This is a genomic window from Mycobacterium kansasii ATCC 12478 (assembly GCF_000157895.3).
GTDB lineage: Bacteria > Actinomycetota > Actinomycetes > Mycobacteriales > Mycobacteriaceae > Mycobacterium > Mycobacterium kansasii.
On sequence record NC_022663.1, the window covers coordinates 4,255,141 to 4,281,592 of the forward strand.

Annotated in this window: 19 protein-coding genes; 16 read left to right on the forward strand and 3 right to left on the reverse strand. The window is 66.9% G+C overall.

Translation table 11 applies throughout. From position 1 onward, the window contains the following. The first annotated feature begins 13 nt into the window (after window positions 1-13). The 5 genes from MKAN_RS18550 to rplL all read left to right on the forward strand — a co-directional run bounded on the left by MKAN_RS18550 (window position 14) and on the right by rplL (window position 7,133). Window positions 14-4,186: a glycoside hydrolase family 38 N-terminal domain-containing protein gene (locus tag MKAN_RS18550; protein WP_023370836.1), complete on the forward strand. Its 4,173-nt coding sequence runs from the start codon at window positions 14-16 to the stop codon at window positions 4,184-4,186. Continuing rightward, complete coding sequence (locus tag MKAN_RS18555; protein WP_023370838.1) at window positions 4,183-4,800, forward strand: DUF7158 domain-containing protein; 618 nt, start codon at window positions 4,183-4,185, stop codon at window positions 4,798-4,800. Before MKAN_RS18550 ends, MKAN_RS18555 begins: the two co-directional genes overlap by 4 nt. Then, on the forward strand, window positions 4,800-5,708 hold the full coding sequence (locus MKAN_RS18560) for an ROK family protein (protein WP_023370840.1): 909 nt from the start codon (window positions 4,800-4,802) through the stop codon (window positions 5,706-5,708). The genes MKAN_RS18555 and MKAN_RS18560 overlap by 1 nt, the downstream gene beginning before the upstream one ends. A 414-nt stretch (window positions 5,709-6,122) precedes the next feature. Further along, window positions 6,123-6,707 (forward strand): 50S ribosomal protein L10, encoded by a 585-nt coding sequence (gene rplJ, locus MKAN_RS18565; protein ID WP_023370844.1) that lies wholly within the window; start codon window positions 6,123-6,125, stop codon window positions 6,705-6,707. Between the two features lie 33 nt (window positions 6,708-6,740). Beyond that, window positions 6,741-7,133 carry a 50S ribosomal protein L7/L12 gene (gene rplL / locus MKAN_RS18570; RefSeq protein WP_023370846.1) on the forward strand — a complete coding sequence of 131 codons (393 nt, stop codon included), beginning with the start codon at window positions 6,741-6,743 and terminating at the stop codon, window positions 7,131-7,133. A gap of 47 nt (window positions 7,134-7,180) precedes the next feature. Here the strand turns inward: rplL and MKAN_RS18575 are convergent, their stop codons facing one another. Next, window positions 7,181-7,873: a TetR/AcrR family transcriptional regulator gene (locus MKAN_RS18575; protein ID WP_023370848.1), complete on the reverse strand. Its 693-nt coding sequence runs from the start codon at window positions 7,871-7,873 to the stop codon at window positions 7,181-7,183. A gap of 82 nt (window positions 7,874-7,955) precedes the next feature. Here MKAN_RS18575 and MKAN_RS18580 point away from each other — a divergent pair, with 82 nt between their 5' ends. From MKAN_RS18580 to MKAN_RS18625, 10 genes are all read left to right on the forward strand, one after another. Then, window positions 7,956-9,476, forward strand: a complete 1,521-nt coding sequence (locus MKAN_RS18580; protein WP_036395286.1) for a carotenoid oxygenase family protein — start codon at window positions 7,956-7,958, stop codon at window positions 9,474-9,476. 149 nt (window positions 9,477-9,625) lie between these two features. Further along, window positions 9,626-10,636, forward strand: coding sequence for an ABC transporter ATP-binding protein (locus MKAN_RS18585; RefSeq protein ID WP_023370852.1), 1,011 nt, complete (start codon window positions 9,626-9,628; stop codon window positions 10,634-10,636). Window positions 10,637-11,166: 530 nt separating this feature from the next. Next, on the forward strand, window positions 11,167-14,688 hold the full coding sequence (rpoB, locus tag MKAN_RS18590) for a DNA-directed RNA polymerase subunit beta (protein WP_103799442.1): 3,522 nt from the start codon (window positions 11,167-11,169) through the stop codon (window positions 14,686-14,688). A gap of 44 nt (window positions 14,689-14,732) precedes the next feature. Beyond that, window positions 14,733-18,695: a DNA-directed RNA polymerase subunit beta' gene (locus MKAN_RS18595; RefSeq protein WP_023370856.1), complete on the forward strand. Its 3,963-nt coding sequence runs from the start codon at window positions 14,733-14,735 to the stop codon at window positions 18,693-18,695. Window positions 18,696-18,833: 138 nt separating this feature from the next. After that, window positions 18,834-19,589: a deoxyribonuclease IV gene (locus MKAN_RS18600; protein ID WP_023370858.1), complete on the forward strand. Its 756-nt coding sequence runs from the start codon at window positions 18,834-18,836 to the stop codon at window positions 19,587-19,589. 55 nt (window positions 19,590-19,644) lie between these two features. Continuing rightward, on the forward strand, window positions 19,645-20,490 hold the full coding sequence (locus MKAN_RS18605; RefSeq protein WP_023370860.1) for an extracellular catalytic domain type 1 short-chain-length polyhydroxyalkanoate depolymerase: 846 nt from the start codon (window positions 19,645-19,647) through the stop codon (window positions 20,488-20,490). A 53-nt stretch (window positions 20,491-20,543) separates the two neighbouring features. Next, window positions 20,544-22,172: an acyl-CoA dehydrogenase family protein gene (locus tag MKAN_RS18610; protein WP_023370862.1), complete on the forward strand. Its 1,629-nt coding sequence runs from the start codon at window positions 20,544-20,546 to the stop codon at window positions 22,170-22,172. After that, complete coding sequence (locus tag MKAN_RS18615) at window positions 22,169-23,107, forward strand: crotonase/enoyl-CoA hydratase family protein (protein WP_023370864.1); 939 nt, start codon at window positions 22,169-22,171, stop codon at window positions 23,105-23,107. The genes MKAN_RS18610 and MKAN_RS18615 overlap by 4 nt, the downstream gene beginning before the upstream one ends. A 16-nt stretch (window positions 23,108-23,123) precedes the next feature. Then, entirely contained in the window at window positions 23,124-23,846 is a 723-nt protein-coding gene (locus MKAN_RS18620; RefSeq protein ID WP_080674254.1) for a PaaX family transcriptional regulator C-terminal domain-containing protein, read from the forward strand. Then, a complete protein-coding gene (locus MKAN_RS18625) occupies window positions 23,843-24,607 on the forward strand; it encodes a crotonase/enoyl-CoA hydratase family protein (RefSeq protein ID WP_023370868.1) in 765 nt (254 codons plus the stop codon). Before MKAN_RS18620 ends, MKAN_RS18625 begins: the two co-directional genes overlap by 4 nt. A gap of 20 nt (window positions 24,608-24,627) precedes the next feature. On the opposite strand, the gene MKAN_RS18630 is transcribed toward MKAN_RS18625, so the two are convergent. Both MKAN_RS18630 and MKAN_RS18635 read right to left on the reverse strand, forming a co-directional pair. After that, window positions 24,628-25,110 carry a DUF3060 domain-containing protein gene (locus MKAN_RS18630; protein ID WP_023370870.1) on the reverse strand — a complete coding sequence of 161 codons (483 nt, stop codon included), beginning with the start codon at window positions 25,108-25,110 and terminating at the stop codon, window positions 24,628-24,630. 15 nt (window positions 25,111-25,125) lie between these two features. Then, window positions 25,126-25,512, reverse strand: coding sequence for a DUF3060 domain-containing protein (locus MKAN_RS18635; RefSeq protein ID WP_023370872.1), 387 nt, complete (start codon window positions 25,510-25,512; stop codon window positions 25,126-25,128). Window positions 25,513-25,776: 264 nt separating this feature from the next. Here MKAN_RS18635 and MKAN_RS18640 point away from each other — a divergent pair, with 264 nt between their 5' ends. After that, window positions 25,777-26,424 carry a TetR/AcrR family transcriptional regulator gene (locus MKAN_RS18640; protein ID WP_023370874.1) on the forward strand — a complete coding sequence of 216 codons (648 nt, stop codon included), beginning with the start codon at window positions 25,777-25,779 and terminating at the stop codon, window positions 26,422-26,424. Window positions 26,425-26,452: the final 28 nt, after the last annotated feature.

Genomic DNA, 26,452 nt, shown 5'->3' on the forward strand with positions numbered 1-26,452 from the left:
GTAAGGTGCGGTCATGCAACTGGTTTCGGCGGCATCGACCGAGCTGTTCGTAGGCCCGCCTGACCAGCCGCTGCAACTGGTGCGCGTCGCCGTCGCCGGATGCGCCGAGCCGACACCGCTGCGCGTCGACGGTGACGGCCTGCGCGGGGAGGCGGTCGTGGCTTCCGGCGAAGAGGTGGTCGATATCGCGGTCTCGGTGGACCGGCCGGTGGTGGGGGCGCGGCTGCCCGCGCGGGTGCGCGCCCCTAGGGCCGGTCTGACTTTCGAGTTCGTTGTGGCCGAGCCGGGCTGGACCATGTACATGGTCAGCCACTTCCACTACGACCCGGTGTGGTGGAACACCCAGGCCGGCTACACCAGCCAGTGGCGTGAAGACCCGCCGGGGCGAGCCCGGCAGGCCAACGGCTTCGAGCTGGTGCGCGCCCATCTGGAGCTGGCGCGCCGCGATCCCGACTACAAGTTCGTGCTCGCCGAAGTCGACTACCTCAAGCCGTACTGGGACACCCACCCCGAGGACCGTGCCGACCTGCGCCGGTTTCTCGCCGAGGGCCGCGTCGAGGTGATGGGCGGAACCTACAACGAGCCCAACACCAACCTCACCAGCCCGGAGACGACGATTCGAAACCTGGTGCACGGCACCGGCTTTCAGCGGCATGTCCTGGGTGCCGATCCGGCGACCGCGTGGCAGCTCGACGTGTTCGGCCACGACCCGCAATTTCCCGGGATGGCCGCCGACGCGGGGCTGACGTCGAGTTCTTGGGCCCGTGGGCCACACCATCAATGGGGCCCGGCTCAGGGCGGGGTCGACCGCATGCAGTTTTCCAGCGAGTTCGAGTGGATTTCGCCGTCGGGCCGCGGATTGCTCACCCACTACATGCCGGCGCACTATTCGGCGGGCTGGTGGATGGACTCGTCGACCTCGCTGGCCGAGGCCGAGGAGGCCACGTATGCGCTTTTCGACCAGCTCAAAAGCGTCGCGTTGACCCGCAATGTGCTGCTGCCGGTCGGCACCGACTACACCCCGCCGAACAAGTGGGTGACCGAGATCCACCGCGACTGGGCCGTCCGCTATACCTGGCCGCGGTTCGTGTGCGGGCTGCCGCGGGAGTTCTTCGCGGCGGTGCGCACCGAACTCGCCGAGCGCGGTGTCGTGCCGTCGCCGCAGACCCGCGACATGAACCCGATCTACACCGGCAAGGACGTCTCGTACATCGACACCAAGCAAGCCAACCGGGCCGCCGAGAACGCGGTGTTGGACGCCGAACGATTCGCCGTGTTCGCCGCGGTGTTGACCGGCGCCCGGTATCCGCAGGCCGCGTTGGCCAAAGCCTGGGTGCAGTTGGCCTACGGCGCGCACCACGATGCGATCACCGGGTCGGAATCCGACCAGGTTTACCTCGATCTGCTGACCGGCTGGCGTGACGCGTGGGAACTGGGCCGCACCGCCCGCGACAACGCGCTGGCATCGATTTCCGGCCTGGTCGATACTCCCGAGGGCTCCGTCGTCGTGTGGAACCCGCTGACCCACCGGCGCACCGACATCGTCACGGTGCGGCTCGAAGCGCCGCAGGTCGCCGGGGTGCGGGTCCGTGACTCCGAGGGTGCCGAGGTCCCCGCGGTCGTCGAGCACGACGGGCGGACGGTCACCTGGCTGGCGCGGGATGTCTCGTCGCTGGGCTGGCGGTGCTACCGACTGGACGCGGCCGACCGCCCGGCCGGCTGGCAACCGGCGTCCGGTGAATCGATCGCCAACGAGCACTACCGCTTGACCGTCGACCCCGCGCGCGGCGGAGCGGTGGCCTCGCTGGTGCAGGACGGTCGTCAGCTCATCGCCGACGGCCGGGTGGGCAACGAGCTTGCCGTCTACGAGGAATACCCCGCGCACCCGACGCAGGGTGAGGGTCCGTGGCACCTGCTGCCCAAGGGGCCGGTGGTCTGCTCGTCGGAATCGCCGGCGCAGGTGCGGGCCTACCGGTGCCCGCTGGGCCAGCGGCTGGTGGTGCGCGGCCGGATCGGCACGGTCTTGCGTTATACCCAAACCCTGACCCTGTGGAACGGCGTGCCCCGCGTCGACTGCCGCACCACGGTCGACGGGTTCACCGGTGAAGACCGCTTGCTGCGGCTGCGCTGGCCATGCCCGGTTCCGGGCGCCATGCCGGTCAGCGAGGTGGGCGATGCCGTCGTCGGGCGTGGTTTCGCGCTGCTGCACAGCCCTGGTGAATCGGGCCGCGGCTCGGTCGATACCGCAGACCACCCGTGGACACTGGACAACCCGGCCTACGGCTGGTTCGGCTTGTCGTCGGCGGCGCGGGTCCGCGCCGGCAGTGACGCCGTCCGGGCGGTATCGGTCGCCGAGGTGGTGTCGCCCGGTGAGAAGATGTCGGGCCCGATGGCTCGCGAGCTGATGGTCGCGCTGGTTCGCGCCGGCGTCACGGCCACCTGCAGTGGTGCCGACAAACCGCGCTACGGAAACCTCGACGTGGACTCCAACCTGCCGGATACCCGGATCGCGCTGGGCGGGCCTGACCGCAACGTGTTCACCAAAGCGGTGTTGGCCGAGGCCGACCCGGCATACACCGCCGAACTCCAGCGGCAGCTGGCCGAGACCGGCCGAGCCAGGGTGTGGGTGCCGGCCGCGGCGCCGTTGCCGGCGGTCTGGGTGCCCGGGGCGGACCTGCGCGCGGCGGACGCGCTGCCGGTGTTGGTGATCGACGGCCGCGACGACGCCAACCTCGCCGCGGCGATCGCCTCGGTGATCGCTGACCTGGGCGACGCCGAGATCGAGGTCAGTCAACAGGCACCGCCTGCGATGCAACCCTTCGAGGCCCGCACCGTGGCGCTGCTCAACCGCGGGGTGCCCAGCTTCGCCGTTGACGCCGAGGGCACCTTGCATACCGCGCTGATGCGCTCCTGCACCGGCTGGCCGTCCGGCGTCTGGATTGACGAACCGCGCCGCACCGCGCCCGACGGCTCCAACTTCCAACTCCAGCACTGGACACACGATTTCGACTACGCCCTGGTCTGCGCGGACGGCGACTGGCGCCGTGCCGGCCTGCCCGCGACCAGCGCGCAGTTCTCGCATCCACTCATCGCGGTGACCCCGCGAAAATCGGCGGCAAGGCTGCCGTCGGCCGGCTCGCTGCTGCAGGTTGACCCCGCCGATGCGGTTCATCTGGGCGCGCTCAAAGCGGCGGGCAACCCCTTGACGGCCGGCAGCGTCCGGCCCGTCGATCCCGCGGTGGTCGCGCTGCGGCTGGTCGAGACCACCGGGGCTGCCGCCCGCGTCCGGATCGGCTCCGACGTCGGCAAGGTAGCCGGATTCCGGATGGCCGACCTGCTGGAATCCCCGCAACAGCGCAAGCGATCAATCGACCTGCACGGCTACCAGGTCGCTACCGTGGTGGCCCGGCTCGACATCAGCGGGACCGCCGGCGACGCCGAGCTCGCGCCGCAAGCCGAAACTGCGCAGCCGCTGTATGCCCGTTACTGGCTGCACAACCGCGGCCCGGCTCCGCTGGGCGGACTGCCGGCCGTCGCCTACCTACATCCCCGGCTGGTCAACGCGGAGGCGGGTAACCAGGCGGTGTTGCGTCTCACCGCCGCCAGTGACTGCAGCGACTCCGCGTTGGGCGGCACCGTGGATGTGGTGTGTCCCGACGGCTGGTCGGTGGCACCGGCCCGGCTGCCGTTCACCTTGGGTGCCGGTGAATACCTGGAAGCCGATGTCGTTTTGATGATCCCGGCCGACACGCCGCCGGGGCTGTATCCGGTCGGGGCCCGGCTGGCCGTCACCGACCGGGAGGCGCCGGCCGCGTGGCGGCAGGTGGTCGAGGACGTGTGCGTCCTCGCGGTCGGGACACCTCAGCAGGAGCTGGCCTACCTCCTCGACGCGCCGGCAGACATCGACGTGGCCGCCGGCGACTCGGCTCGCCTCACCGTCACCCTCGGCAGCCGTGCCGGAGCGGACGTGGCAGTGGAGGCGCACCTGATCAGCCCGTGGGGCACCTGGGAGTGGCTCGGTCCGGCCGTACGAGCTGCTGTCTTGCCGGCCGGCGACACGGTCGAACTTGCATTCGACGTGACCCCGCCGCCGTGGCTGGAGCCCGGCCAGTGGTGGGCGCTGGTGCGGGTAGGCTGCGCCGGTGGGCTGGTCTACTCGCCGGCGGTGAAGGTGACGGTGACATGAGTGCCGACCCGGTCGCGGCGGTCGCCGGAGTTCCCGTCCACGTCGGCGAGGTCGACGCGCGGGAAGCATGGTTACGCAATGGTCCGCGTGCGGCCGCCCTGCCGCCGAGCGGCACCGGCGAGGGACGCCAGTTGCGGCGCTGGCTGACTCAACTGATCGTCACCGAGCGCGTGATCGCCGCCGAGGCGGCCGCGCGAAACCTCACCGCGGCAGCCGCTCCGACCGAGGTCGAGTTGCTGCCCGACGTGGCAGCGCGATTGGAGATCGGCAGTGTCGCCGCGGCGGTGCTGGCCGATCCGTACGCGCGGGCGCTGTTCGCCGACGTCACCGCCGCGGTCGTGGTCACCGACGACCAGGTGGCCGACTACCATCTGCGCAACCCGCTACGGTTCGCCCCGCTGCGTCCCGGTGGTCACGGCTGGCGCGTTCCCGCGGTTGCCGGTCCGCCGCTGGAGCAGGTGCGGCAGGCGATAACCGGGCATCTGCTGGGCGCCGCCCGGCGGCGCGCCTTTCGAATCTGGCTGGATGGCCGCCGGGCCGTATCGGTGCGGTTGGCCCCGGGGTATGAGCATCCCGCCGACCCGCGACAGCCCGACAACACCCACCGTCACTGATGCATACCCTCTGCCTTGACATCGGCGGCACCAAAATCGCCGTAGGCCTTGCCGATCCAGGCGGCTCTCTGGTGCACACCGCCGAGCGTCCGACCCCGGCTGCCGAAGGAGCCGAACGGATTTGGGACGTGGTCGCCGCGATGATCGCCGATGCGTTGCTCGTCGCCGGTGGCGCCGTTCGTGGTGTGGGCATCGCGTCAGCCGGTCCGATCGACCGGCTCGGCGGAACCGTCAGCCCGATCAACATCCCGTCGTGGCGGGGGTTTCCGGTGCGCGACCGGGTTTCGGCGGTGGTGCCCGGCGCGCCGGTGGAGCTGGGCGGCGACGGCGTGTGTATGGCGTTGGGCGAGCACTGGCTCGGCGCGGGGCGGGGCGCTCGATTCCTGCTGGGGATGGTGGTGTCCACCGGTGTCGGCGGCGGATTGGTGCTCAATGGCGCTCCCTATCCCGGCCGCACCGGAAACGCCGGTCACGTCGGTCACGTCGTGGTCGACCAGGCTGGTGCACGGTGTGCGTGCGGTGGCCGCGGTTGCGTGGAGACCGTCGCGTCCGGCCCGTCGATGGTGCGGTGGGCCCGCGACAACGGCTGGTCCGCGCCGCGCGGCGCCGGCGCCAAGGAGCTTGCCGAGGCAGCGGTCGCCGGGAATGCGTTGGCGCTGGCCGCTTTCCGCCGAGGCGCCACCGCTCTGGCGGCGATGATCGCGTCCGTCGGTGCGGTGTGCGATCTGGACCTCGTGGTCGTCGGCGGGGGAGTGGCCAAATCGGGGCGCCTGCTGTTCGACCCGCTGCGCGCGGCACTGGCCGACTATGCGCGGCTGGATTTCCTGGCCGGGCTGCGGGTGGTGCCGGCCCAGCTCGGCGGTGCGGCCGGGCTGGTCGGCGCGGCCCGGCTGGTGGGGCCCGGCTAGCCGGGGGCCGCGACGGTCCGGCTATATCGCCCCGCTTGATCCATCGAGCGTGAGTTGTTGGCCTCGACTGTGCAACCTGGGCGGAGACGTCGGCGTGTCGTCGCCCTGCGTGCACATTCGAAGCCGTGGGAGCACACTCGACGTCGTCGGGGCCCGCGGCGTACGCGGTTTTGGCCGATCTAGCAGGTGACGCTATTGTTGTTGCCGATCCACCGAAGACCGTCGGCCACCGAGCAATCGGTTGAAGGTCCGGGAATATCCCGGCGGCCCACGCAGGAGGACGAGGCATCAGCACCGGCGCCAGTGTCGGTGCATCGTTACGCCCCGTGCCGCTTCCTGCGCCGGGGCGTTCGTCGTTCCTGGAGAGTGTCCGCGTTCCGAGGTGGCCGCAGTCGCACACTTCAGGAGGTATGCATGGCCAGGGCTGACAAGGCCACCGCCGTTGCAGACATCGCAGAGCGCTTCAAGGCCTCGACCGCGACCGTCATCACCGAATACCGCGGCTTGACGGTGGCCAACCTGGCCCAGCTGCGCCGATCGCTGGGCGAGTCGGCCACCTACGCCGTGGCCAAGAACACCCTCATCAAGCGAGCGGCCTCCGAGGCCGGTATCGACGGCCTCGATGAGCTGTTCGCGGGCCCCACGGCGATCGCGTTCGTCACCGGTGAACCGGTCGACGCGGCCAAGGCCCTCAAGACCTTCGCCAGGGAACACAAGGCGCTGGTCATCAAGGGCGGCTACATGGACGGCCATCCGTTGACCGTCGCCGAGGTGGAGCGGATCGCCGACCTGGAGTCGCGCGAGGTGCTGCTGGCCAAGCTGGCCGGCGCGATGAAGGGCAACCTCGCCAAGGCCGCCGGGTTGTTCAACGCGCCCGCCTCGCAGGTTGCCCGGTTGGCTGCGGCGCTGCAGGAGAAGCGGGCCGCGGCAGAACCCGCCGCCGACGTGCCGGCTACCACCCCTGACACACCGGCTCCAGAACCAGCATCAGCCGAATAACCCCACTACCCGAAACCAGGAAGGACCCACACCATGGCCAAGCTCTCGACGGACGAACTGCTTGACGCGTTCAAGGAAATGACCCTGTTGGAGCTCTCCGACTTCGTCAAGAAGTTCGAGGAGACCTTCGAGGTCACCGCGGCCGCACCGGTCGCCGTCGCCGCGGCCGGTCCTGCTGCCGGTGGCGCGCCGGCCGAGGCCGCCGAAGAGCAGTCCGAGTTCGACGTGATCCTCGAGGCCGCCGGCGAGAAGAAGATCGGCGTCATCAAGGTTGTCCGCGAGATCGTGTCCGGCCTGGGCCTCAAGGAGGCCAAGGACCTGGTCGACAGCGCACCCAAGCCGCTGCTCGAAAAGGTTGCCAAGGAAGCCGCCGACGACGCCAAGGCCAAGCTCGAGGCTGCCGGCGCCACCGTCACCGTCAAGTAAATCCGCACGCTCAAGCCCCCGGTACCGGAACCGGGGGCTTGGTGCGCTCAACCGAAAGCGGAGCGCTGCGACTGGCGCACCCGCTCGGGTGAATCGCCCAGCGCCACAAGCAGGTTCGTGGTCATCGCGGCCAGCACCGGTGGGACCGTCGCGCTCTCCCCGCCGAAGAAGCCGGCCAGTTCGAGCATCACGAAGCCGTGGATCAACGCCCAGAACTGGGCGGCGACGGAAATGACCACCTGGTCCGGGGCGTCGCCGTCGCCCGTCGAACCCACAGTGATTCGTCCCGCCAGCATCGAGCGGTGCACCGCGCGCACGACATGCGCGAAGCTGGGATGGTGCTGCTCGATCTCGACGACCGTCAGCGTCAGGACGTCGAGAGCCGGCGCCTTGATGCCGTGCGCGCTGGTACTGCCGAACATCAGCCGATACATATGCGGCCGCTCGATGGCATAGCGTCGATACGCCGCTCCGACAACCAATAGATCGGCAACGGGGTCAGTCGTCGGTGCCACCGCCAGCGCGGCGTCGAACTGCCGCAATCCCTCCTCGGCCACTGCGGCAATCAGTTCCCGCATGCCGCCGAAATGTGTGTAGACCGACATCGTCGAGGTCCCGGCGGCTCCGGACACCTTGCGGGTTTGCAGGGCATCGGGTCCGTGCTCGTCGAGCAGGGCGACGGCGGCATGCACCATCTCCTCGCGAACACCGCGAATGCCGTGTTGGGCTTGCTCAGTCATTCCTCGTCATCCCTTGCCATCGTCTGATCGCAGGCGTACGGTCCGAATAACGCTGAAATAACGACGTTATAGGAGTTCGGCCGTGACGACAATGCGAACTGCCCAATCCGGGAACCCGTATCTCGAGGGTCTGCTGGCACCGGTGCGCAACGAGGTGACCGCGACCGACCTAAAGGTCACCGGCCAGATCCCGGAGCATCTCGATGGACGGTATCTGCGCAATGGACCCAACCCCGTCGCCGAGGTCGATCCCGCTGTCTATCACTGGTTCAGCGGTGACGGGATGGTCCATGGGGTAGCCCTTCGTCAAGGGCGAGCCAGCTGGTATCGCAACCGCTGGGTGCGCAGCCTGCCGGTATGCGCGGCCCTCGGAGAGCCGGCTCCGAACAGGCTCGATCCCCGGGCGGGCATGCTGTCCCTGGGCGCCAACACCAGCGTGCTGAGCCACGCCGGACGCACCCTGGCGCTCGTCGAGGGCGGCGTCGCCAATTACGAGCTCACCGAGGACCTCGACACCGTCGGGACATGCGACTTCGACGGCACCCTGACCGGCGGGTACACCGCCCACCCGCACCGCGACCCGGGGACCGGCGAACTGCATGCGGTGTCGTACTCGTTTGCTCGCGGACGGACCGTGCAGTATTCGGTGATCGACACCCAAGGGCGGGCCCGGCGCACCGTAGATATCGAGGTGACCGGGTCGCCGATGATGCACGACTTCTCCTTGACCGACAAGTACGTGGTGATCTACGACCTGCCGGTCACCTTCGACGTGTCGCAGGTGCTACCCGCGAAGCTGCCGCGCTGGCTGAGTTTGCCCGCGCAACTGGTGATGCAGGCGCTGATCGGTCACGTCCGGGTCCCCGGCCCGATCGCCGCGATGATGAACCGCAACCCCAAGCCGTCTGATCGCATGCCCTACGCCTGGAACGCCGACTATCCGGCCCGCATCGGAGTCATGCCCCGAGACGGCGGCAATGAGGACGTCCGGTGGTTCGACATCGAACCCTGCTACGTCTATCACCCGCTCAACGCCTACACCGAAACCCGAGACGACGGGTCCGAGCTGCTGATACTCGACGTGGTGCGGTATGCGCGAATGTTCGACCATGACCGGCACGGCCCCGGCGACACCCGTCCGTCACTGGATCGCTGGACCATCAACCTGGCCACCGGTGCCGTCACCACCGAATGCCGCGACGACCGGCCGCAGGAGTTTCCCCGGATCAACGAGAGCTTGCTGGGCGGTCGGCATCGGTTCGGCTACACGCTCGGCGTGGACGGCGGCTACCTGACCGGCGGAACGACGGAAATGTCCACCTCGCTGTACAAGCACGACTACCAGACCGGATCCTGCCAGGTGGCCCCGCTGGATGCTGCCCTGCTGATCGGCGAGATGTGCTTCGTCCCGAACCCACCGGGTACTTCCGGGGAAAGGGCGGAAGACGACGGCATCCTCATGGGGTACGGCTACCACCGCGACCGCGACGAGGGCCAGCTGTTGTTGCTGGACGCCCAGACGTGCGAATTGATGGCCACCGTGCACCTGCCGCAGCGGGTCCCGATGGGTTTCCACGGCAACTGGGCACCGGCGACTCCTTGAGGCCCCCCGGCACCGCGCGCCGGCCTCGGCGAGGATTGTTATGTATCCAACCCTGATGTCGCGCCCCAGCGGTGCGCTACAGTGACTCAAGCCACATAAAGTGGCAGGTGGCGGGCATCTTGCAATGTTGAGCGTCGGAAGGATTTCCCATGGGCGTCGCTATCGAGGTCAACGGACTCACGAAGTCCTTCGGTTCCTCGAGGATCTGGGAGGACGTCACGCTCACGATCCCCGCCGGCGAGGTCAGCGTGTTGCTGGGACCGTCGGGTACCGGCAAGTCGGTGTTCCTGAAATCCCTCATCGGCCTGCTTCGGCCTGAACGCGGCTCGATCGTCATCGACGGCACCGACATCATCGAATGCTCGGCCAAGGAGCTCTACGAGATCCGGACGTTGTTCGGTGTGCTTTTCCAGGACGGTGCGCTGTTCGGGTCGATGAACCTGTTTGACAACACCGCTTTCCCGCTGCGCGAGCACACCAAGAAAAAAGAAAAAGAGATCCGCGACATCGTCATGGAGAAGCTCGCACTGGTCGGCTTGGGCGGTGACGAGAAGAAGTTCCCCGGCGAGATCTCCGGCGGTATGCGCAAGCGTGCCGGGCTGGCCCGGGCGCTGGTTCTCGATCCGCAGATCATTCTCTGCGACGAGCCCGACTCTGGTCTGGACCCCGTCCGTACCGCCTACCTGAGCCAGCTGATCATGGACATCAATGCCCAGATCGACGCGACCATCCTCATCGTGACCCACAACATCAACATCGCCCGTACGGTGCCCGACAACATGGGCATGTTGTTCCGCAAGCATCTGGTCATGTTCGGACCCCGCGAAGTGCTGCTGACCAGCGACGAGCCGGTGGTGCGACAGTTCCTCAACGGCCGGCGCATCGGGCCGATCGGCATGTCCGAGGAGAAGGACGAGGCCACCATGGCCGAAGAGCAGGCGCTGCTCGACGCCGGTCACCAGGCGGGCGGCGTCGAGGAGATCGAGGGCGTGCCGCCGCAGATCACCGCGACGCCGGGTATGCCAGAGCGCAAAGCGGTGGCGCGGCGCCAGGCCCGGGTGCGCGCGATGCTGCACACCTTGCCGAAGAAGGCCCAGGAGGCGATCCTCGACGATCTCGAGGGCACGCACAAGTATCACGCGAGCGAGTTCGGCGGCTAGCCCCGGCTAGCCCCGGCTAGCCCCGTGGCGCCGACGCCAAGGCGCCGCACCCTGCAGCGGTGACGGTGGCTGTTCAGTCAATCTCATCGGCGGTGACGCAACTAACAGTGGCCGCGTCCCAGGGCGGCCGGTGAGCAAGAATTCACCCTAACTTGCGGTAACTTGTCGCCCGTCCCCTTGACGACGGGGCGTAAACGGGTCAATCTGTTGGGCAGCATGTGTTGTACCTGTACCAGGGCAAGTCGAAATGCCAGCCAGCGCCGCTTCCCGGGGACACATATCGGTAGCTATTTGAGGAATGCGCCGTCCTGCGCTAGTGTAGGACGTTGCGCTGGCTACCTCCTGCCCACCTCACCCGCCACTTGACATCGTGGTCTAAGCCTGAGCCCAGTTTCCGGCTCAGTTGTTCGGTTGCGTGCGTGAGATCCGGACAGTTCGTTCGCCGGCCTAACCGACACAATTATCTGCGGCGAACAGGTCCGGTGACCGCCGGCTCCAGGTAGTCGCACGAGGTGCTGGAAGGACGCATCTTGGCTGATTTCCGCCAAAGCAAAACAGACGCTAGTCCCGCTCAGAGTCGCCCGCAAAGTTCTTCAAACAGCTCCGTGCCCGGAGCGCCTAATCGGGTTTCCTTCGCCAAGCTCCGCGAACCGCTGGAGGTTCCGGGGTTGCTTGACGTGCAGACCGACTCGTTCGAGTGGCTGATCGGTTCCCAGCGCTGGCGGGACTCCGCTATCGCCCGGGGCGAGGCCGCAGGGGGGATTAACCCGATCGGTGGCCTGGAAGAGGTGCTCGACGAGCTCTCACCGATCGAGGACTTCTCCGGGTCGATGTCGCTGTCCTTCTCCGACCCCCGCTTCGACGAGGTCAAGGCACCGGTCGACGAGTGCAAAGACAAGGACATGACCTACGCGGCCCCGCTGTTCGTGACGGCCGAATTCATCAACAACAACACCGGCGAGATCAAGAGCCAGACGGTGTTCATGGGTGATTTCCCGATGATGACCGAGAAGGGCACGTTCATCATCAACGGCACCGAGCGCGTGGTGGTCAGCCAGCTGGTCCGGTCGCCCGGTGTCTACTTCGACGAGACCATCGACAAGTCCACCGACAAGACGCTGCACAGCGTCAAGGTGATCCCCAGTCGGGGGGCCTGGCTGGAGTTCGACGTCGACAAGCGTGACACCGTCGGCGTGCGCATCGACCGCAAGCGCCGGCAGCCGGTCACCGTGCTGCTCAAGGCCCTCGGCTGGACCAGCGAGCGGATCACCGAGCGGTTCGGGTTCTCCGAGATCATGATGTCGACGCTGGAAAAGGACAACACCGCCGGCACCGACGAAGCCCTGCTGGACATCTACCGAAAGCTGCGTCCGGGCGAGCCGCCGACCAAGGAGTCCGCCCAGACCCTACTGGAGAACCTGTTCTTCAAGGAGAAGCGCTACGACCTGGCCCGTGTCGGCCGATACAAGGTCAACAAGAAGCTGGGCCTGAACACCAATCATCCGATCACCACGACGACGCTGACCGAAGAAGACGTCGTCGCCACCATCGAGTATCTGGTCCGCCTGCACGAGGGCCAGGCCACGATGACCGTGCCGGGCGGGGTCGAGGTGCCGGTGGAAACCGACGACATCGACCACTTCGGCAACCGCCGGTTGCGTACCGTCGGCGAGCTGATCCAGAACCAGATCCGGGTCGGCATGTCGAGGATGGAGCGGGTGGTCCGGGAACGGATGACCACTCAGGACGTCGAGGCGATCACGCCGCAGACACTGATCAACATCCGCCCGGTGGTCGCCGCCATCAAGGAGTTCTTCGGCACCAGCCAGCTCTCCCAGTTCATGGACCAGAACAACCCGCTGTCGGGCCTCACCCACAAGCGCCGGCTTTCGGCGCTGGGGCCGGGCGGTCTGTCCCGGGAGCGTGCCGGGCTGGAAGTGCGTGACGTGCACCCGTCGCACTACGGCCGCATGTGCCCGATCGAGACCCCGGAGGGTCCCAACATCGGCCTGATCGGCTCGCTGTCGGTGTACGCACGGGTCAACCCGTTCGGCTTCATCGAGACGCCGTACCGCAAGGTGATCGACGGTCTCGTTACTGATGAGATCCACTACTTGACGGCCGACGAGGAGGACCGCCACGTCGTGGCACAGGCCAACTCGCCGATCGACGCTGAGGGCCGGTTCGTCGAGCCGCGCGTGCTGGTGCGCCGCAAGGCCGGCGAGGTCGAGTACGTGGCCTCGTCGGAGGTGGACTACATGGACGTCTCGCCGCGCCAGATGGTGTCGGTGGCCACGGCCATGATTCCGTTCCTCGAGCACGACGACGCCAACCGGGCTCTGATGGGTGCCAACATGCAGCGCCAGGCGGTTCCGCTGGTGCGCAGCGAGGCGCCGCTGGTGGGCACCGGCATGGAGTTGCGTGCGGCCATCGACGCCGGCGATGTCGTCGTCGCCGAGAAGTCGGGAGTGATCGAGGAGGTGTCCGCCGACTACATCACCGTGATGGCCGACGACGGCACCCGGCACACCTACCGGATGCGCAAGTTCGCCCGCTCGAACCACGGCACCTGCGCCAACCAGTCTCCGATCGTGGACGCCGGAGAGCGGGTAGAGGCCGGCCAGGTCATCGCCGACGGTCCGTGTACCCAGAACGGCGAGATGGCGCTGGGCAAGAACCTGCTGGTGGCGATCATGCCGTGGGAGGGCCACAACTACGAGGACGCCATCATCCTGTCCAACCGGCTCGTCGAGGAAGACATCCTCACCTCGATCCACATCGAGGAGCACGAGATCGACGCCCGCGATACCAAGCTGGGCGCCGAGGAGATCACCCGCGACATCCCGAACGTCTCTGACGAGGTGCTGGCGGACCTGGATGAGCGGGGCATCGTGCGCATCGGCGCCGAGGTTCGCGACGGCGACATCCTGGTCGGCAAGGTCACCCCGAAGGGGGAGACGGAGCTGACGCCAGAGGAGCGGCTGCTGCGGGCGATCTTCGGCGAAAAGGCCCGGGAGGTCCGCGACACCTCGCTGAAGGTGCCGCACGGCGAGTCCGGCAAGGTGATCGGCATCCGGGTGTTCTCCCGCGAGGACGACGACGAGCTTCCCGCCGGCGTCAACGAGCTGGTCCGCGTCTACGTGGCCCAGAAGCGCAAGATCTCCGACGGCGACAAGCTGGCCGGCCGGCACGGCAACAAGGGCGTCATCGGCAAGATCCTGGCGCAAGAGGACATGCCGTTCCTTCCGGACGGGACCCCGGTGGACATCATCCTGAACACCCACGGTGTGCCCCGACGGATGAACATCGGCCAGATCCTGGAAACCCACCTGGGATGGTGCGCGCACAGCGGGTGGCAGATCGCGGGTTCACCCGACTGGGCGGCCAACCTTCCCGAGGCGTTGCGCAGCGCCGAGCCGAACCAGATCGTGTCGACTCCGGTGTTCGACGGCGCCCAGGAGGCCGAACTGCAGGGGCTGTTGTCATCGACATTGCCCAACCGTGACGGCGACGTGCTGGTCGACGGCGACGGCAAGGCGGTCCTCTTCGACGGCCGTAGCGGCGAGCCGTTCCCGTACCCGGTGACTGTTGGCTACATGTACATCATGAAGCTGCACCACCTGGTCGACGACAAGATCCACGCCCGCTCCACCGGCCCGTACTCGATGATCACCCAGCAGCCGCTGGGCGGTAAGGCGCAGTTCGGTGGCCAGCGGTTCGGCGAGATGGAGTGCTGGGCCATGCAGGCCTACGGCGCGGCGTACACGCTGCAGGAGTTGTTGACCATCAAGTCCGACGACACTGTCGGCCGGGTCAAGGTCTACGAGGCGATCGTCAAGGGCGAGAACATTCCCGAGCCGGGCATCCCCGAGTCGTTCAAGGTGCTGCTCAAAGAGCTGCAGTCGCTGTGCCTCAACGTGGAGGTGCTGTCGTCCGACGGCGCGGCGATCGAGCTGCGCGAAGGCGAGGACGAGGACCTGGAGCGCGCGGCAGCGAATCTCGGAATCAACTTGTCCCGCAACGAATCCGCCTCTGTCGAGGACTTGGCCTGAACCTTCTTGGAAGTAACTAAACCCGCAAGGGGAAAGGGAGTTACGTGCTAGACGTCAACTTCTTCGATGAACTCCGCATCGGCCTGGCCACCGCGGAGGACATCCGGCAGTGGTCCTACGGCGAGGTCAAGAAGCCGGAGACCATCAACTACCGCACGCTCAAGCCGGAGAAGGACGGCTTGTTCTGCGAGAAGATCTTCGGGCCGACTCGCGACTGGGAATGCTACTGCGGCAAATACAAGCGGGTGCGCTTCAAGGGCATCATCTGCGAGCGTTGCGGTGTCGAGGTGACACGCGCCAAGGTGCGCCGGGAACGGATGGGCCACATCGAGTTGGCCGCACCCGTCACCCACATCTGGTACTTCAAGGGCGTCCCGTCGCGCCTGGGCTACCTGCTGGACCTGGCGCCCAAGGACCTCGAGAAGATCATCTACTTCGCCGCCTATGTGATCACCGCGGTCGACGAGGAGATGCGGCACAACGAGCTGTCCACCCTCGAGGCCGAAATGATGGTGGAGCGCAAGGCCGTTGAGGACCAGCGGGACGCGGACTTGGAAGCGCGCGCCCAAAAGCTGGAGGCCGACCTGGCCCAGCTGGAGGCCGAGGGCGCCAAGGCCGACGCCCGACGCAAGGTTCGCGACGGCGGCGAGCGCGAGATGCGTCAGCTGCGCGACCGCGCCCAGCGCGAGCTGGACCGGCTGGAGGACATCTGGAACACCTTCACCAAGCTGGCCCCCAAGCAGCTGATCGTCGACGAGAACCTCTACCGCGAACTGCAGGACCGCTACGGCGAATACTTCACCGGCGCCATGGGTGCGGAGTCGATCCAGAAGCTCATCGAGAACTTCGACATCGACGCCGAAGCCGAGTCGCTGCGCGAGGTCATCCGAAGCGGCAAGGGGCAGAAGAAGCTTCGCGCCCTCAAGCGCCTGAAGGTGGTCGCCGCTTTCCAGCAGTCCGGCAACTCGCCGATGGGCATGGTGCTCGACGCTGTCCCGGTGATCCCGCCGGAGCTGCGTCCCATGGTGCAGCTCGACGGTGGCCGGTTCGCCACCAGCGACCTGAACGACCTGTACCGACGGGTGATCAACCGGAACAACCGGCTCAAGCGACTGATCGACCTCGGCGCGCCCGAGATCATCGTCAACAACGAGAAGCGGATGCTGCAGGAGTCGGTCGACGCGCTGTTCGACAACGGACGTCGCGGTCGACCGGTCACCGGGCCGGGCAACCGTCCGCTCAAGTCGCTGAGCGATCTGCTGAAGGGCAAGCAGGGCCGGTTCCGGCAGAACCTGCTCGGCAAGCGTGTCGACTACTCGGGCAGGTCCGTTATCGTGGTCGGTCCGCAACTCAAGTTGCACCAGTGCGGTCTGCCCAAGCTGATGGCGCTGGAGCTGTTCAAGCCGTTCGTGATGAAGCGTCTGGTCGATCTCAACCACGCCCAGAACATCAAGAGCGCCAAGCGGATGGTGGAACGTCAGCGTCCCCAGGTGTGGGATGTGCTGGAGGAGGTCATCGCCGAGCACCCGGTGTTGCTGAACCGCGCGCCAACCCTGCACCGGCTCGGTATCCAGGCGTTCGAGCCGATGCTGATCGAGGGCAAGGCGATTCAGCTGCACCCGCTGGTGTGTGAGGCGTTCAACGCCGACTTCGACGGTGACCAGATGGCCGTGCACCTGCCGCTGTCCGCCGAGGCACAGGCAGAGGCCCGCGTCCTGATGCTGTCGTCCAACAACATCCTCTCGCCCGCGTCCGGGCGCCCCCTGGCCATGCCCCGACTGGACATGGTAACCGGGTTGTACTACCTGACCACCGAGGTCGACGGCGACACCGGCGAATACCAGCCGGCCGCAGCGGACCGTCCCGAGACGGGGGTGTACTCCTCGCCGGCGGAAGCCATCATGGCCGCCGACCGCGGTGTGCTCTCGGTGCGGGCCAAGATCAAGGTGCGGCTGACCCAGTTGCGTCCGTCTGCCGAGATCGAGGCCGAGCTGTTCGGGACCAACGGCTGGCATCCGGGCGAGCCCTGGATTGCCGACACGACGCTGGGGCGGGTGCTGTTCAACGAGTTGCTGCCGCCGGGCTATCCGTTCGTCAACAAGCAAATGCACAAGAAGGTTCAGGCGTCGATCATCAACGACCTGGCCGAGCGCTACCCGATGATCGTGGTGGCGCAGACCGTCGACAAGCTCAAGGACGCGGGCTTCTACTGGGCAACCCGAAGCGGTGTCACGGTCTCGATGGCCGACGTGCTGGTTCCACCCCGCAAGAAGGAGATCCTCGATCGCTACGAGGATCGCGCCGACAAGGTCGAAAAGCAGTTCCAGCGTGGCGCTTTGAACCACGACGAACGCAACGAGGCCTTGGTCGAGATCTGGAAGGAAGCCACCGACGAGGTGGGCCAGGCGCTGCGGGAGCACTATCCCAGCGATAACCCGATCATCACCATCGTCGACTCGGGTGCTACGGGTAACTTCACCCAGACCCGGACGCTGGCCGGAATGAAGGGTCTGGTGACCAACCCCAAGGGTGAGTTCATCCCGCGTCCGGTCAAGTCGTCGTTCCGCGAGGGCCTGACCGTGCTCGAGTACTTCATCAACACCCACGGTGCTCGAAAGGGCTTGGCCGACACCGCGTTGCGTACCGCCGACTCGGGCTACCTGACCCGTCGCCTGGTGGACGTGTCCCAGGACGTCATCGTGCGCGAGCACGACTGCGGCACCGAGCGCGGCATCGTCGTCGAGTTGGCCGAGCGTCAACCCGGGGTTGATGGGCAAGTCACGCTGATCCGTGACCCGTACATCGAAACCTCGGCGTACGCAAGGACTTTGGGTATCGACGCGGTCGACGAGGCGGGCAACGTGGTCGTGGCGCGCGGCGAGGACCTGGGTGACCCGGAGATCGATGCGTTGCTGGCCGCGGGGATCACGCAGGTAAAGGTTCGTTCGGTGCTGACCTGTACCACCGGCACCGGCGTGTGCGCGACGTGTTATGGGCGCTCGATGGCCACTGGCAAGCTGGTCGACATCGGTGAAGCGGTCGGCATTGTGGCCGCCCAGTCCATCGGTGAGCCGGGCACGCAGTTGACCATGCGTACCTTCCATCAGGGTGGTGTCGGTGAGGACATCACCGGTGGTCTGCCCCGGGTGCAGGAGCTGTTCGAGGCCCGCGTGCCGCGCGGTAAGGCGCCGATCGCCGACGTCACAGGCCGGGTCCGGCTGGAAGACGGTGAGCGTTTCTACAAGATCACCATCGTGCCCGACGACGGCAGCGAGGAGGTCGTGTACGACAAGCTCTCCAAGCGGCAACGGCTGCGGGTGTTCAAGCACGAGGACGGCTCGGAGCGGGTGCTCTCCGACGGCGACCATGTGGAGGTGGGCCAGCAGTTGATGGAAGGCTCCGCCGACCCGCACGAGGTGCTGCGGGTGCAGGGTCCCCGCGAGGTGCAGATCCACCTGGTCCGCGAGGTCCAGGAGGTGTATCGCGCTCAGGGTGTGTCGATCCACGACAAGCACATCGAGGTGATCGTGCGCCAGATGCTGCGCCGGGTCACCATCATCGACTCGGGCTCGACGGAGTTCCTGCCCGGTTCGTTGATCGACCGTGCCGAGTTCGAGGCGGAGAACCGCCGGGTGGTGGCCGAGGGCGGCGAGCCCGCCGCTGGCCGTCCGGTGCTGATGGGTATCACCAAGGCGTCGCTGGCCACCGACTCGTGGCTGAGTGCGGCGTCGTTCCAGGAGACCACGCGAGTGCTGACCGATGCGGCGATCAACTGCCGCAGCGACAAGCTCAACGGTCTGAAGGAGAACGTGATCATCGGCAAGCTGATCCCGGCCGGTACCGGTATCAACCGTTACCGCAACATCCAGGTTCAGCCGACCGAGGAAGCCCGAGCGGCCGCGTACACGATCCCGTCGTACGAGGATCAGTACTACAGCCCGGACTTCGGCCAGGCCACCGGAGCCGCGGTTCCACTGGACGACTACGGCTACAGCGACTACCGGTAGTCCGCATAGAGAAAAGCCCCGGGCCTTGCCCGGGGCTTTTCTCTGTGTCGAGTTTCTATGGCGAGCAGTCGCAGAATCGCACGCTGTGGGCTCGCGCAGTGCGATTCTGCGTCTGCTCGCCGCATTACACTGGGCCGGGTGCTGATAGGTTCCCACGTCCACTCGGACGATCCCCTGGCCGCCGCCCAGGCCGACGGCGCCGACGTGGTGCAATTCTTTCTCGGCAACCCGCAGAGCTGGAAGAAGCCCAAGCCGCGGGACGACGCCGAGACGCTGAAGGCGTCGACCATTCCGCTGTATGTCCATGCGCCGTATCTGATCAACGTCGCCTCGGCCAACAACCGCATCCGCATCCCGTCGCGCAAGATCCTGCAGGACACCTGTGACGCGGCCGCGGCAATCAACGCGACGGCGGTGATCGTGCATGGCGGCCACGCCGACGACAACGACATGGAGGCCGGCTTCGAGCGGTGGCTCAAAGCGCTGGATTACCTCCAAACGGACGTGCAGGTGTACCTGGAAAACACTGCGGGCGGCGACCACGCGATGGCCCGTTATTTCGACACCATCGGCAGACTGTGGGATCGTATCGGCGACAAGGGAATCGGCTTCTGCCTGGACACCTGCCACGCGTGGGCCGCGGGTGAGCAGCTGATCGACGCGGTCGACCGGATCAAGGCCCTGACCGGCCGCATCGACCTGGTGCACTGCAACGACTCGCGGGACGCCGCGGGGTCAGGTGCCGACCGGCACGCCAATATCGGCAACGGTCGGATCGATCCCGACCACCTCGTCGCGGTGGTCAAGGCCGCCGATGCCCCGGTGATCTGCGAAACCGCCGACGAGGGCCGCAAGGACGACATCGCGTTCCTGAGGGAAAAAGTCAACGGCTGATTTCACGGCTCAATTAAAGCTCGTTAACGCCGCCTCGCGGGCCTACCGTTAACCTATGGTTCGCCGGTTGGTCATGCTGCTGGGCGTCGTGGGGATGCTTGTTGGCTGCGCGCACGCTCCGGCGCCGCCGCCCGTCGGCTTCGGAAACGGCACCAGCTTTCACACCATCGACGTCGGCGGAGTCCAGCGTTCCTACCGGCTCTATAAGCCCGCAGGCCTGCCGCGAGCAGCCCCGCTGGTCGTCATGCTGCACGGTGGTTTCGGCAGCGCCCGACAGGCTGAAAGATCGTACGACTGGGACGAATTGGCCGATTCAGAGAAGTTCGTCGTCGCCTACCCCGACGGTTTGAACAGAGCGTGGAACGCCAACGGCGGCGGCTGCTGCGGCCGGTCCGCACGCGAAGGCGTCGACGACGTCGCCTTTGTCAACGCGGCGGTTGCCGACGTCGAGGCGAACGTGCCCGTCGATCCGGCCAGGATCTACGCCACCGGGATGAGCAACGGTGCCATCATGGCCTATACCCTGGCCTGCAATACCGGGATCTTCGCCGCGATCGGCCCGGTTTCGGGAACGCAACTGGACCCGTGCCCGTCCCCGCATCCGGTGTCGATCATGCATATTCACGGCACCGGGGATCCGCTTGTCCGCTACTTCGGCGGGCCGGGGGCCGGCTTCGCCAGGATCGACGGGCCGCCGGTCGAGGAGCTGAATGCGTTCTGGCGCAATGTTGATCAATGTGCGCCCCCCGCCACGACGACCAGTGGCCGGATTACCACGTCCAACGCCGGGTGTGTGAACAACCGCAGCGTTGTGCTGGTCACCGTCGACGACGGCGGCCACGAGTGGCCATCGGTGGCCACCGAGTTGCTGTGGGAGTTCTTCGCCGCTCATCCCCGCTGAGCAAGACGATTACACGTCTTGTACAGTTGTCGGTAAAATGTAATATTGGTGGCATGCCAGATACCCATGTCGTTACCAATCAGGTCCCGCCGCTGGAGAACCACAATTCCGCTACTTCGCCGATGCTTGTCGAAGCGCTGATCCGCGAGGGTGGACAGTGGGGACTGGACGAGGTGAACGAGCTCGGGGCGATCTCCGGCGGCCACGAAGCCCAGCGCTGGGGCGAGTTGGCCGATCGCAACCGGCCCGTCCTGCACACCCATGACCGGGTGGGACACCGCATCGACGAGGTCGAATACGATCCGGCTTACCACGAGCTGATGCGCACCGCGATCGCGCACGGGTTGCACGCCGCGCCCTGGGCCGACGACCGACCGGGGGCCCACGTGGTGCGTGCCGCCAAGGCATCTGTATGGACCCCCGAGCCCGGCCACGTCTGTCCGATCTCGATGACCTACGCCGTCGTGCCCGCGCTGCGCCACAACCCCGAGCTGGCCAGCGTTTACGAGCCGCTGCTTACCAGCCGCGAGTACGATCCGGAGTTCAAGCTCGCCACCACGAAACGCGGTATCACCGCCGGGATGTCGATGACCGAGAAGCAGGGCGGCTCCGACGTGCGCGCCGGCACCACCGAGGCGACCCCGAACGGCGACGGCACCTACAGCCTGACCGGCCACAAGTGGTTCACCTCCGCGCCGATGTGCGACATCTTCCTGGTGCTCGCGCAGGCCCCAAAGGGATTGTCCTGCTTCATGCTGCCGCGGATCCTGCCCGACGGCACCCGAAATCGGATGCTGCTGCAGCGCCTCAAGGACAAGCTCGGCAACCACGCCAACGCCTCCAGCGAGGTCGAATATGACGGCGCCATCGCGTGGCTGGTCGGCGAGGAGGGCCGCGGCGTCCCCACCATCATCGAAATGGTCAACCTCACCCGGCTGGACTGCACTCTGGGCAGCGCCACCAGCATGCGCACCGGTCTGACCCGGGCAATCCACCACGCCCAGCACCGAAAGGCGTTCGGCGCCTACCTGATCGACCAGCCGCTGATGCGTAACGTACTGGCCGACCTGGCGGTCGAAGCCGAGGCTGCCACCATCGTCGCGATGCGGATGGCCGGCGCGACCGACAATGCGGCACGCGGCGACCTGAAAGAAGCGCTGCTGCGCCGCATCGGCCTGGCCGCCAGCAAGTACTGGGTATGCAAGCGCTCCACCCCACACGCCGCCGAAGCGCTGGAATGCCTCGGCGGCAACGGCTATGTCGAGGATTCCGGCATGCCGCGGCTGTACCGGGAGGCGCCCCTGATGGGCATCTGGGAGGGCTCGGGCAATGTCAGCGCCCTGGACACGTTGCGCGCCATGGCCACTCGGCCCGAATGCGTCGAGGTGCTGTTCGACGACCTTGCGCAGAGCGCGGGCCAGGATGCCCGGCTGGACGGCCATGTCGAGCGGCTGCGGGAACAGCTGGGCGATCTGGACACCATCCAATACCGGGCCCGCAAGATAGCCGAGGACATCTGCCTGGCGCTGCAAGGCTCGCTGCTGGTGCGCCACGGGCATCCGGCCGTCGCCGAGGCTTTCCTGGCCACCCGGCTCGGCGGCCAGTGGGGCGGGGCCTTCGGCACCCTGCCGACCGGACTGGATCTGGCGCCCATCCTCGAGCGTGCTTTAGTCAAGGGATGACACACGCGATCCGACCGGTCGATTTCGACAATCTGAAAACGATGACCTACCAGGTCACCGATCGGGTAGCGCGGATCACGTTCAACCGGCCCGAGAAGGGCAACGCGATCGTCGCGGATACCCCGCTGGAGTTGTCGGCTCTGGTGGAGCGGGCCGACCTCGATCCCAACGTGCACGTCATTCTGGTCTCGGGACGCGGCGACGGTTTCTGCGCCGGCTTCGACCTATCCGCTTACGCGGACGGCACCGGCTCGGCGGGCGGCACGGGCGCATACCAGGGCACGGTGCTGGACGGTAAAACCCAGGCCGTCAACCACTTGCCCAACCAGCCCTGGGACCCGATGATCGACTACCAGATGATGAGCCGGTTCGTGCGCGGGTTCTCCAGCCTGATGCATGCCGACAAGCCGACGGTGGTCAAGATCCATGGCTACTGCGTGGCCGGCGGCACCGACATCGCGCTGCACGCCGATCAGGTGATTGCCGCCGCCGACGCCAAGATCGGCTACCCGCCGACCCGCGTCTGGGGTGTACCCGCGGCTGGCTTGTGGGCGCACCGGCTCGGCGACCAGCGCGCCAAACGCCTGCTGTTCACCGGCGATTGCATCACCGGCGCCCAGGCGGCCGAATGGGGCCTCGCCGTCGAGGCGCCGGATCCGAAGGACCTCGACGAACGCACCGAGCGGCTGGTGCAGCGGATTGCTGCGTTGCCGGTCAATCAGCTGGTCATGATCAAGCTGGCGCTCAATTCGGCTCTGCTGCAACAGGGTGTGGCCACCAGCAGGATGGTCAGCACGGTGTTCGACGGCATTGCCCGGCACACGCCCGAGGGACACGCCTTCGTCGCCGACGCGGTCGAGCACGGCTTCCGCGATGCCGTCAAGCACCGCGACGGGCCGTTCGGCGACTACGGCCGGAAAGCGTCCGGAGTGTAGCTTCATGCCGAAATCGCTGGCGCGCATGACCGCCCGGTCAGTGGTGCTCAGCGTGCTGCTCGGCGCGCATCCCGCGTGGGCCAGCGCCAGCGAATTGGTCAGGCTTACAGCCGATTTCGGTATCAAGGAAACGGCGTTGCGGGTGGCGCTGACCCGCATGGTGAGCGCCGGCGATCTGGTCCGGTCCGCCGACGGCTATCGGCTTTCGGATCGGTTGCTGGCGCGCCAGCGGCGCCAGGACGAGGCTATGCGCCCGCGGGTCCGCGACTGGAACGGCTCCTGGCGTCTGGTAGTGATCACCAGCGTCGGCAATGACGCTCGCACCCGCGCCGCGTTGCGAACCACCCTGCAGGACAAGCGGTTCGGTGAACTACGCGAAGGGGTGTGGCTGCGGCCTGACAACCTCGACCTCGAACTTCCCCCTGGTATCACCACCCAGGTCCGGGTGCTCAGCGCCCACGATGACGCACCCGCCGAGCTGGCGGCGCGGCTATGGGACCTAGCCGACTGGGCCGACGCCGGCGAGCAGTTGCTGGGCGAGATCGCCCAGGCCGCAGACATTCCCGGTCGTTTCGTGGTGGCTGCCGCGATGGTCCGTCATTTGCTGACCGACCCGATGCTGCCCGCCGAACTGCTGCCCGCGCAGTGGCCGGGGACCCGGCTGCGCGAGGCATACCACGACTTCGCCACCGAGCTGGCGAAACACCTTGACACATCCCAACTCCTGGAGGCGACATGAGCGATCTGGTGCTGGTGGACCGCAACGGTCCGGTGACCACGGTGGTCATCAACCGGCCGGAGGCACGTAACGCGGTCAACGGCCCGACGGCCGCCGCACTCTACTCGGCGTTCGAGCAGTTCGACCGTGACGACGCGGCTGCGGTGGCGGTGTTGTGCGGCAACGGCGGAACCTTTTGCGCCGGGGCCGATTTGAAGGCTTTCGGCACCGCGGAGGCCAATGCCGTACACCGCACGGGCCCGGGTCCGATGGGCCCGTCGCGGATGGTGCTGTCCAAACCGGTGATCGCCGCTGTCAGCGGCTACGCCGTAGCCGGTGGTCTGGAATTGGCGTTGTGGTGTGACCTGCGCGTGGCCGAGGAGGACGCTGTGTTCGGGGTTTTCTGCCGCCGCTGGGGAGTACCGCTGATCGACGGCGGCACGGTGCGGTTGCCGCGGTTGATCGGCCACAGCCGGGCGATGGACATGATCCTTACCGGCCGGGCGGTGGCGGCCGATGAGGCGCTGGCGATGGGACTGGCCAATCGGGTGGTGCCCAAGGGGCAGGCGAGGCAGGCAGCCGAGGTGTTGGCGGCCGAGTTGGCTGCCCTGCCTCAGCAGTGTCTGCGGTCGGATCGGCTGTCGGCACTGCACCAATGGGGATTGCCGGAGTCGGCGGCGCTCGATCTGGAATTCGCCAGCATCTCCCGGGTGGCGGCAGAGGCCTCGACGGGGGCCGCACGCTTCGCGGGAGGTGCCGGCCGCCACGGTGCGCCGGCGTGAGCTGAACGGCGGTCGGCCGGTCAGCCGCCCTTGTTGATGGTGTTGCCCGATCCGATGTTGTCGACTTTCGGGTCACCGTCCTTATAGGTGATGGTGTTGTTGAGTCCCAGCACGCTCAGGTGCTGGTCGATCTTGTCGAAGGTGATCTTGTTGTTGGTGCCGCCGATGGTCACCGTCGAGCAGGTGCCGTTGACGGTGAGGGTGTTCTCCGAGCCGGCGACATTCAGCGACTTGCCGTCGGCACAGTCCAGGGTGGCGGTCGTCCCGATCGATCCGTAGTTCAGCATGTTGCCGATCTCGATCGACGCGGTCGTCGGGGGCCCGTTGGACGTCGACGGCGCCGCCGTTCCGCTGCTCGTCGCGGTTGTGGGCTTTCCGGAGCTGCTGGTGGCCGGCGGGGGATTGGCCGTCGAACTGCAGCCGACCAGCCCGACGGCCGTTGCACCGAGTGCCAGTGTCAGAGCGATCGCGGACAGCCGCGGCGTGGAGACATGAGTGCGCATCGGCTCCTCGATTCCTTAGGGGCCCACTCGCTGGAGCCGGTTGACCATACCCAGTTCGCGGCCGCGATCCCAGATGAACGGATCGCCGTTCTTGAAGAACACCGTCTGATCCCAACCGTAGACGGTGATGTCGTTGATCACCGTGTCGGCGACGACCGTGTTGGACGAGCCCATCACCGTCACGGCCCAGCACGTTCCCTTCGCCGTGATGATATTGGCGGTGCCGTTGACCAACAGGGTCGAATCGTTGCAGTCCAAGACCTGCTCGAGGCCCTCACCGGTGATATGGGTGTCGCCGTTTTTCGCGTGCGCGGCCGGCGCTTGCGCGATTGACGTGACGGCGGTGGTGACGACGGTGACGACGCAGCTGGCCAGTGACACGGCGGCGGTCGTCCATTTCACTGCGGGCCCCCTCCGTTGGACGCGTGATCGGTGCTCGATCGAGGTGTGCACCTAGCCTAGGTGCAGTGCCCTGCCCGACGACAGCGTTGAGCGCATTTGGTCGACACCCCGCCGCGCCCGCATCTGGCGCGGTCGATCCACGGTCGAGTCAACTAGAGTCATTAGTTGACCCACCGTTGACCTCCCACAACCGCAGCGGCGATGACCCACCGTCATCGCACATTGAGCACATTGAGCACATTGAGCAATTGAAGGACGATCGTCATGGCAGCTTCGCCGGAACCGCCGTCAACGGCTGGTCGCCAGCGCGCTGTGAAAGCCGCGGCGCGGCCGGCCAAGTTGAGCCGAGATTCCATCGTCGAGGGTGCCCTGACTTTCCTGGACCGGGAGGGCTGGGATTCGCTGACCATCAACGCGTTGGCGACCCAACTGGGGACCAAGGGGCCGTCGCTGTACAACCACGTGGACAGTCTCGAGGACCTGCGCCGCGCGGTGCGGGTTCGGGTGATCGACGACATCATCACGATGCTGAACCGGGTCGGCGAGGGGCGTGCCCGTGATGACGCGGTACTGGTGATGGCCGGTGCGTACCGCAGCTATGCCCACCACCATCCGGGTCGGTACTCGGCATTCACCCGGATGCCGTTGGGCGGGGACGATCCCGACTACGCCGCGGCGACCAGAAGTGCCGCCGCGCCGGTGATCGCGGTGCTGTCCTCCTACGGCCTGGAAGGCGAAGAGGCCTTTTACGCGGCGCTGGAGTTCTGGTCGGCACTACACGGGTTCGTGCTGTTGGAAATGACCGGCGTGATGGATGAGATCGATACCGACGCGGTGTTCTCCGACATGGTGTTGCGCCTGGCAGCGGGGATGGAAAAGCGCACCGCGGAGCACGGTGCCAAGCAGGCCTAACGCTGATTCGGGACGCCCGGATAACGGA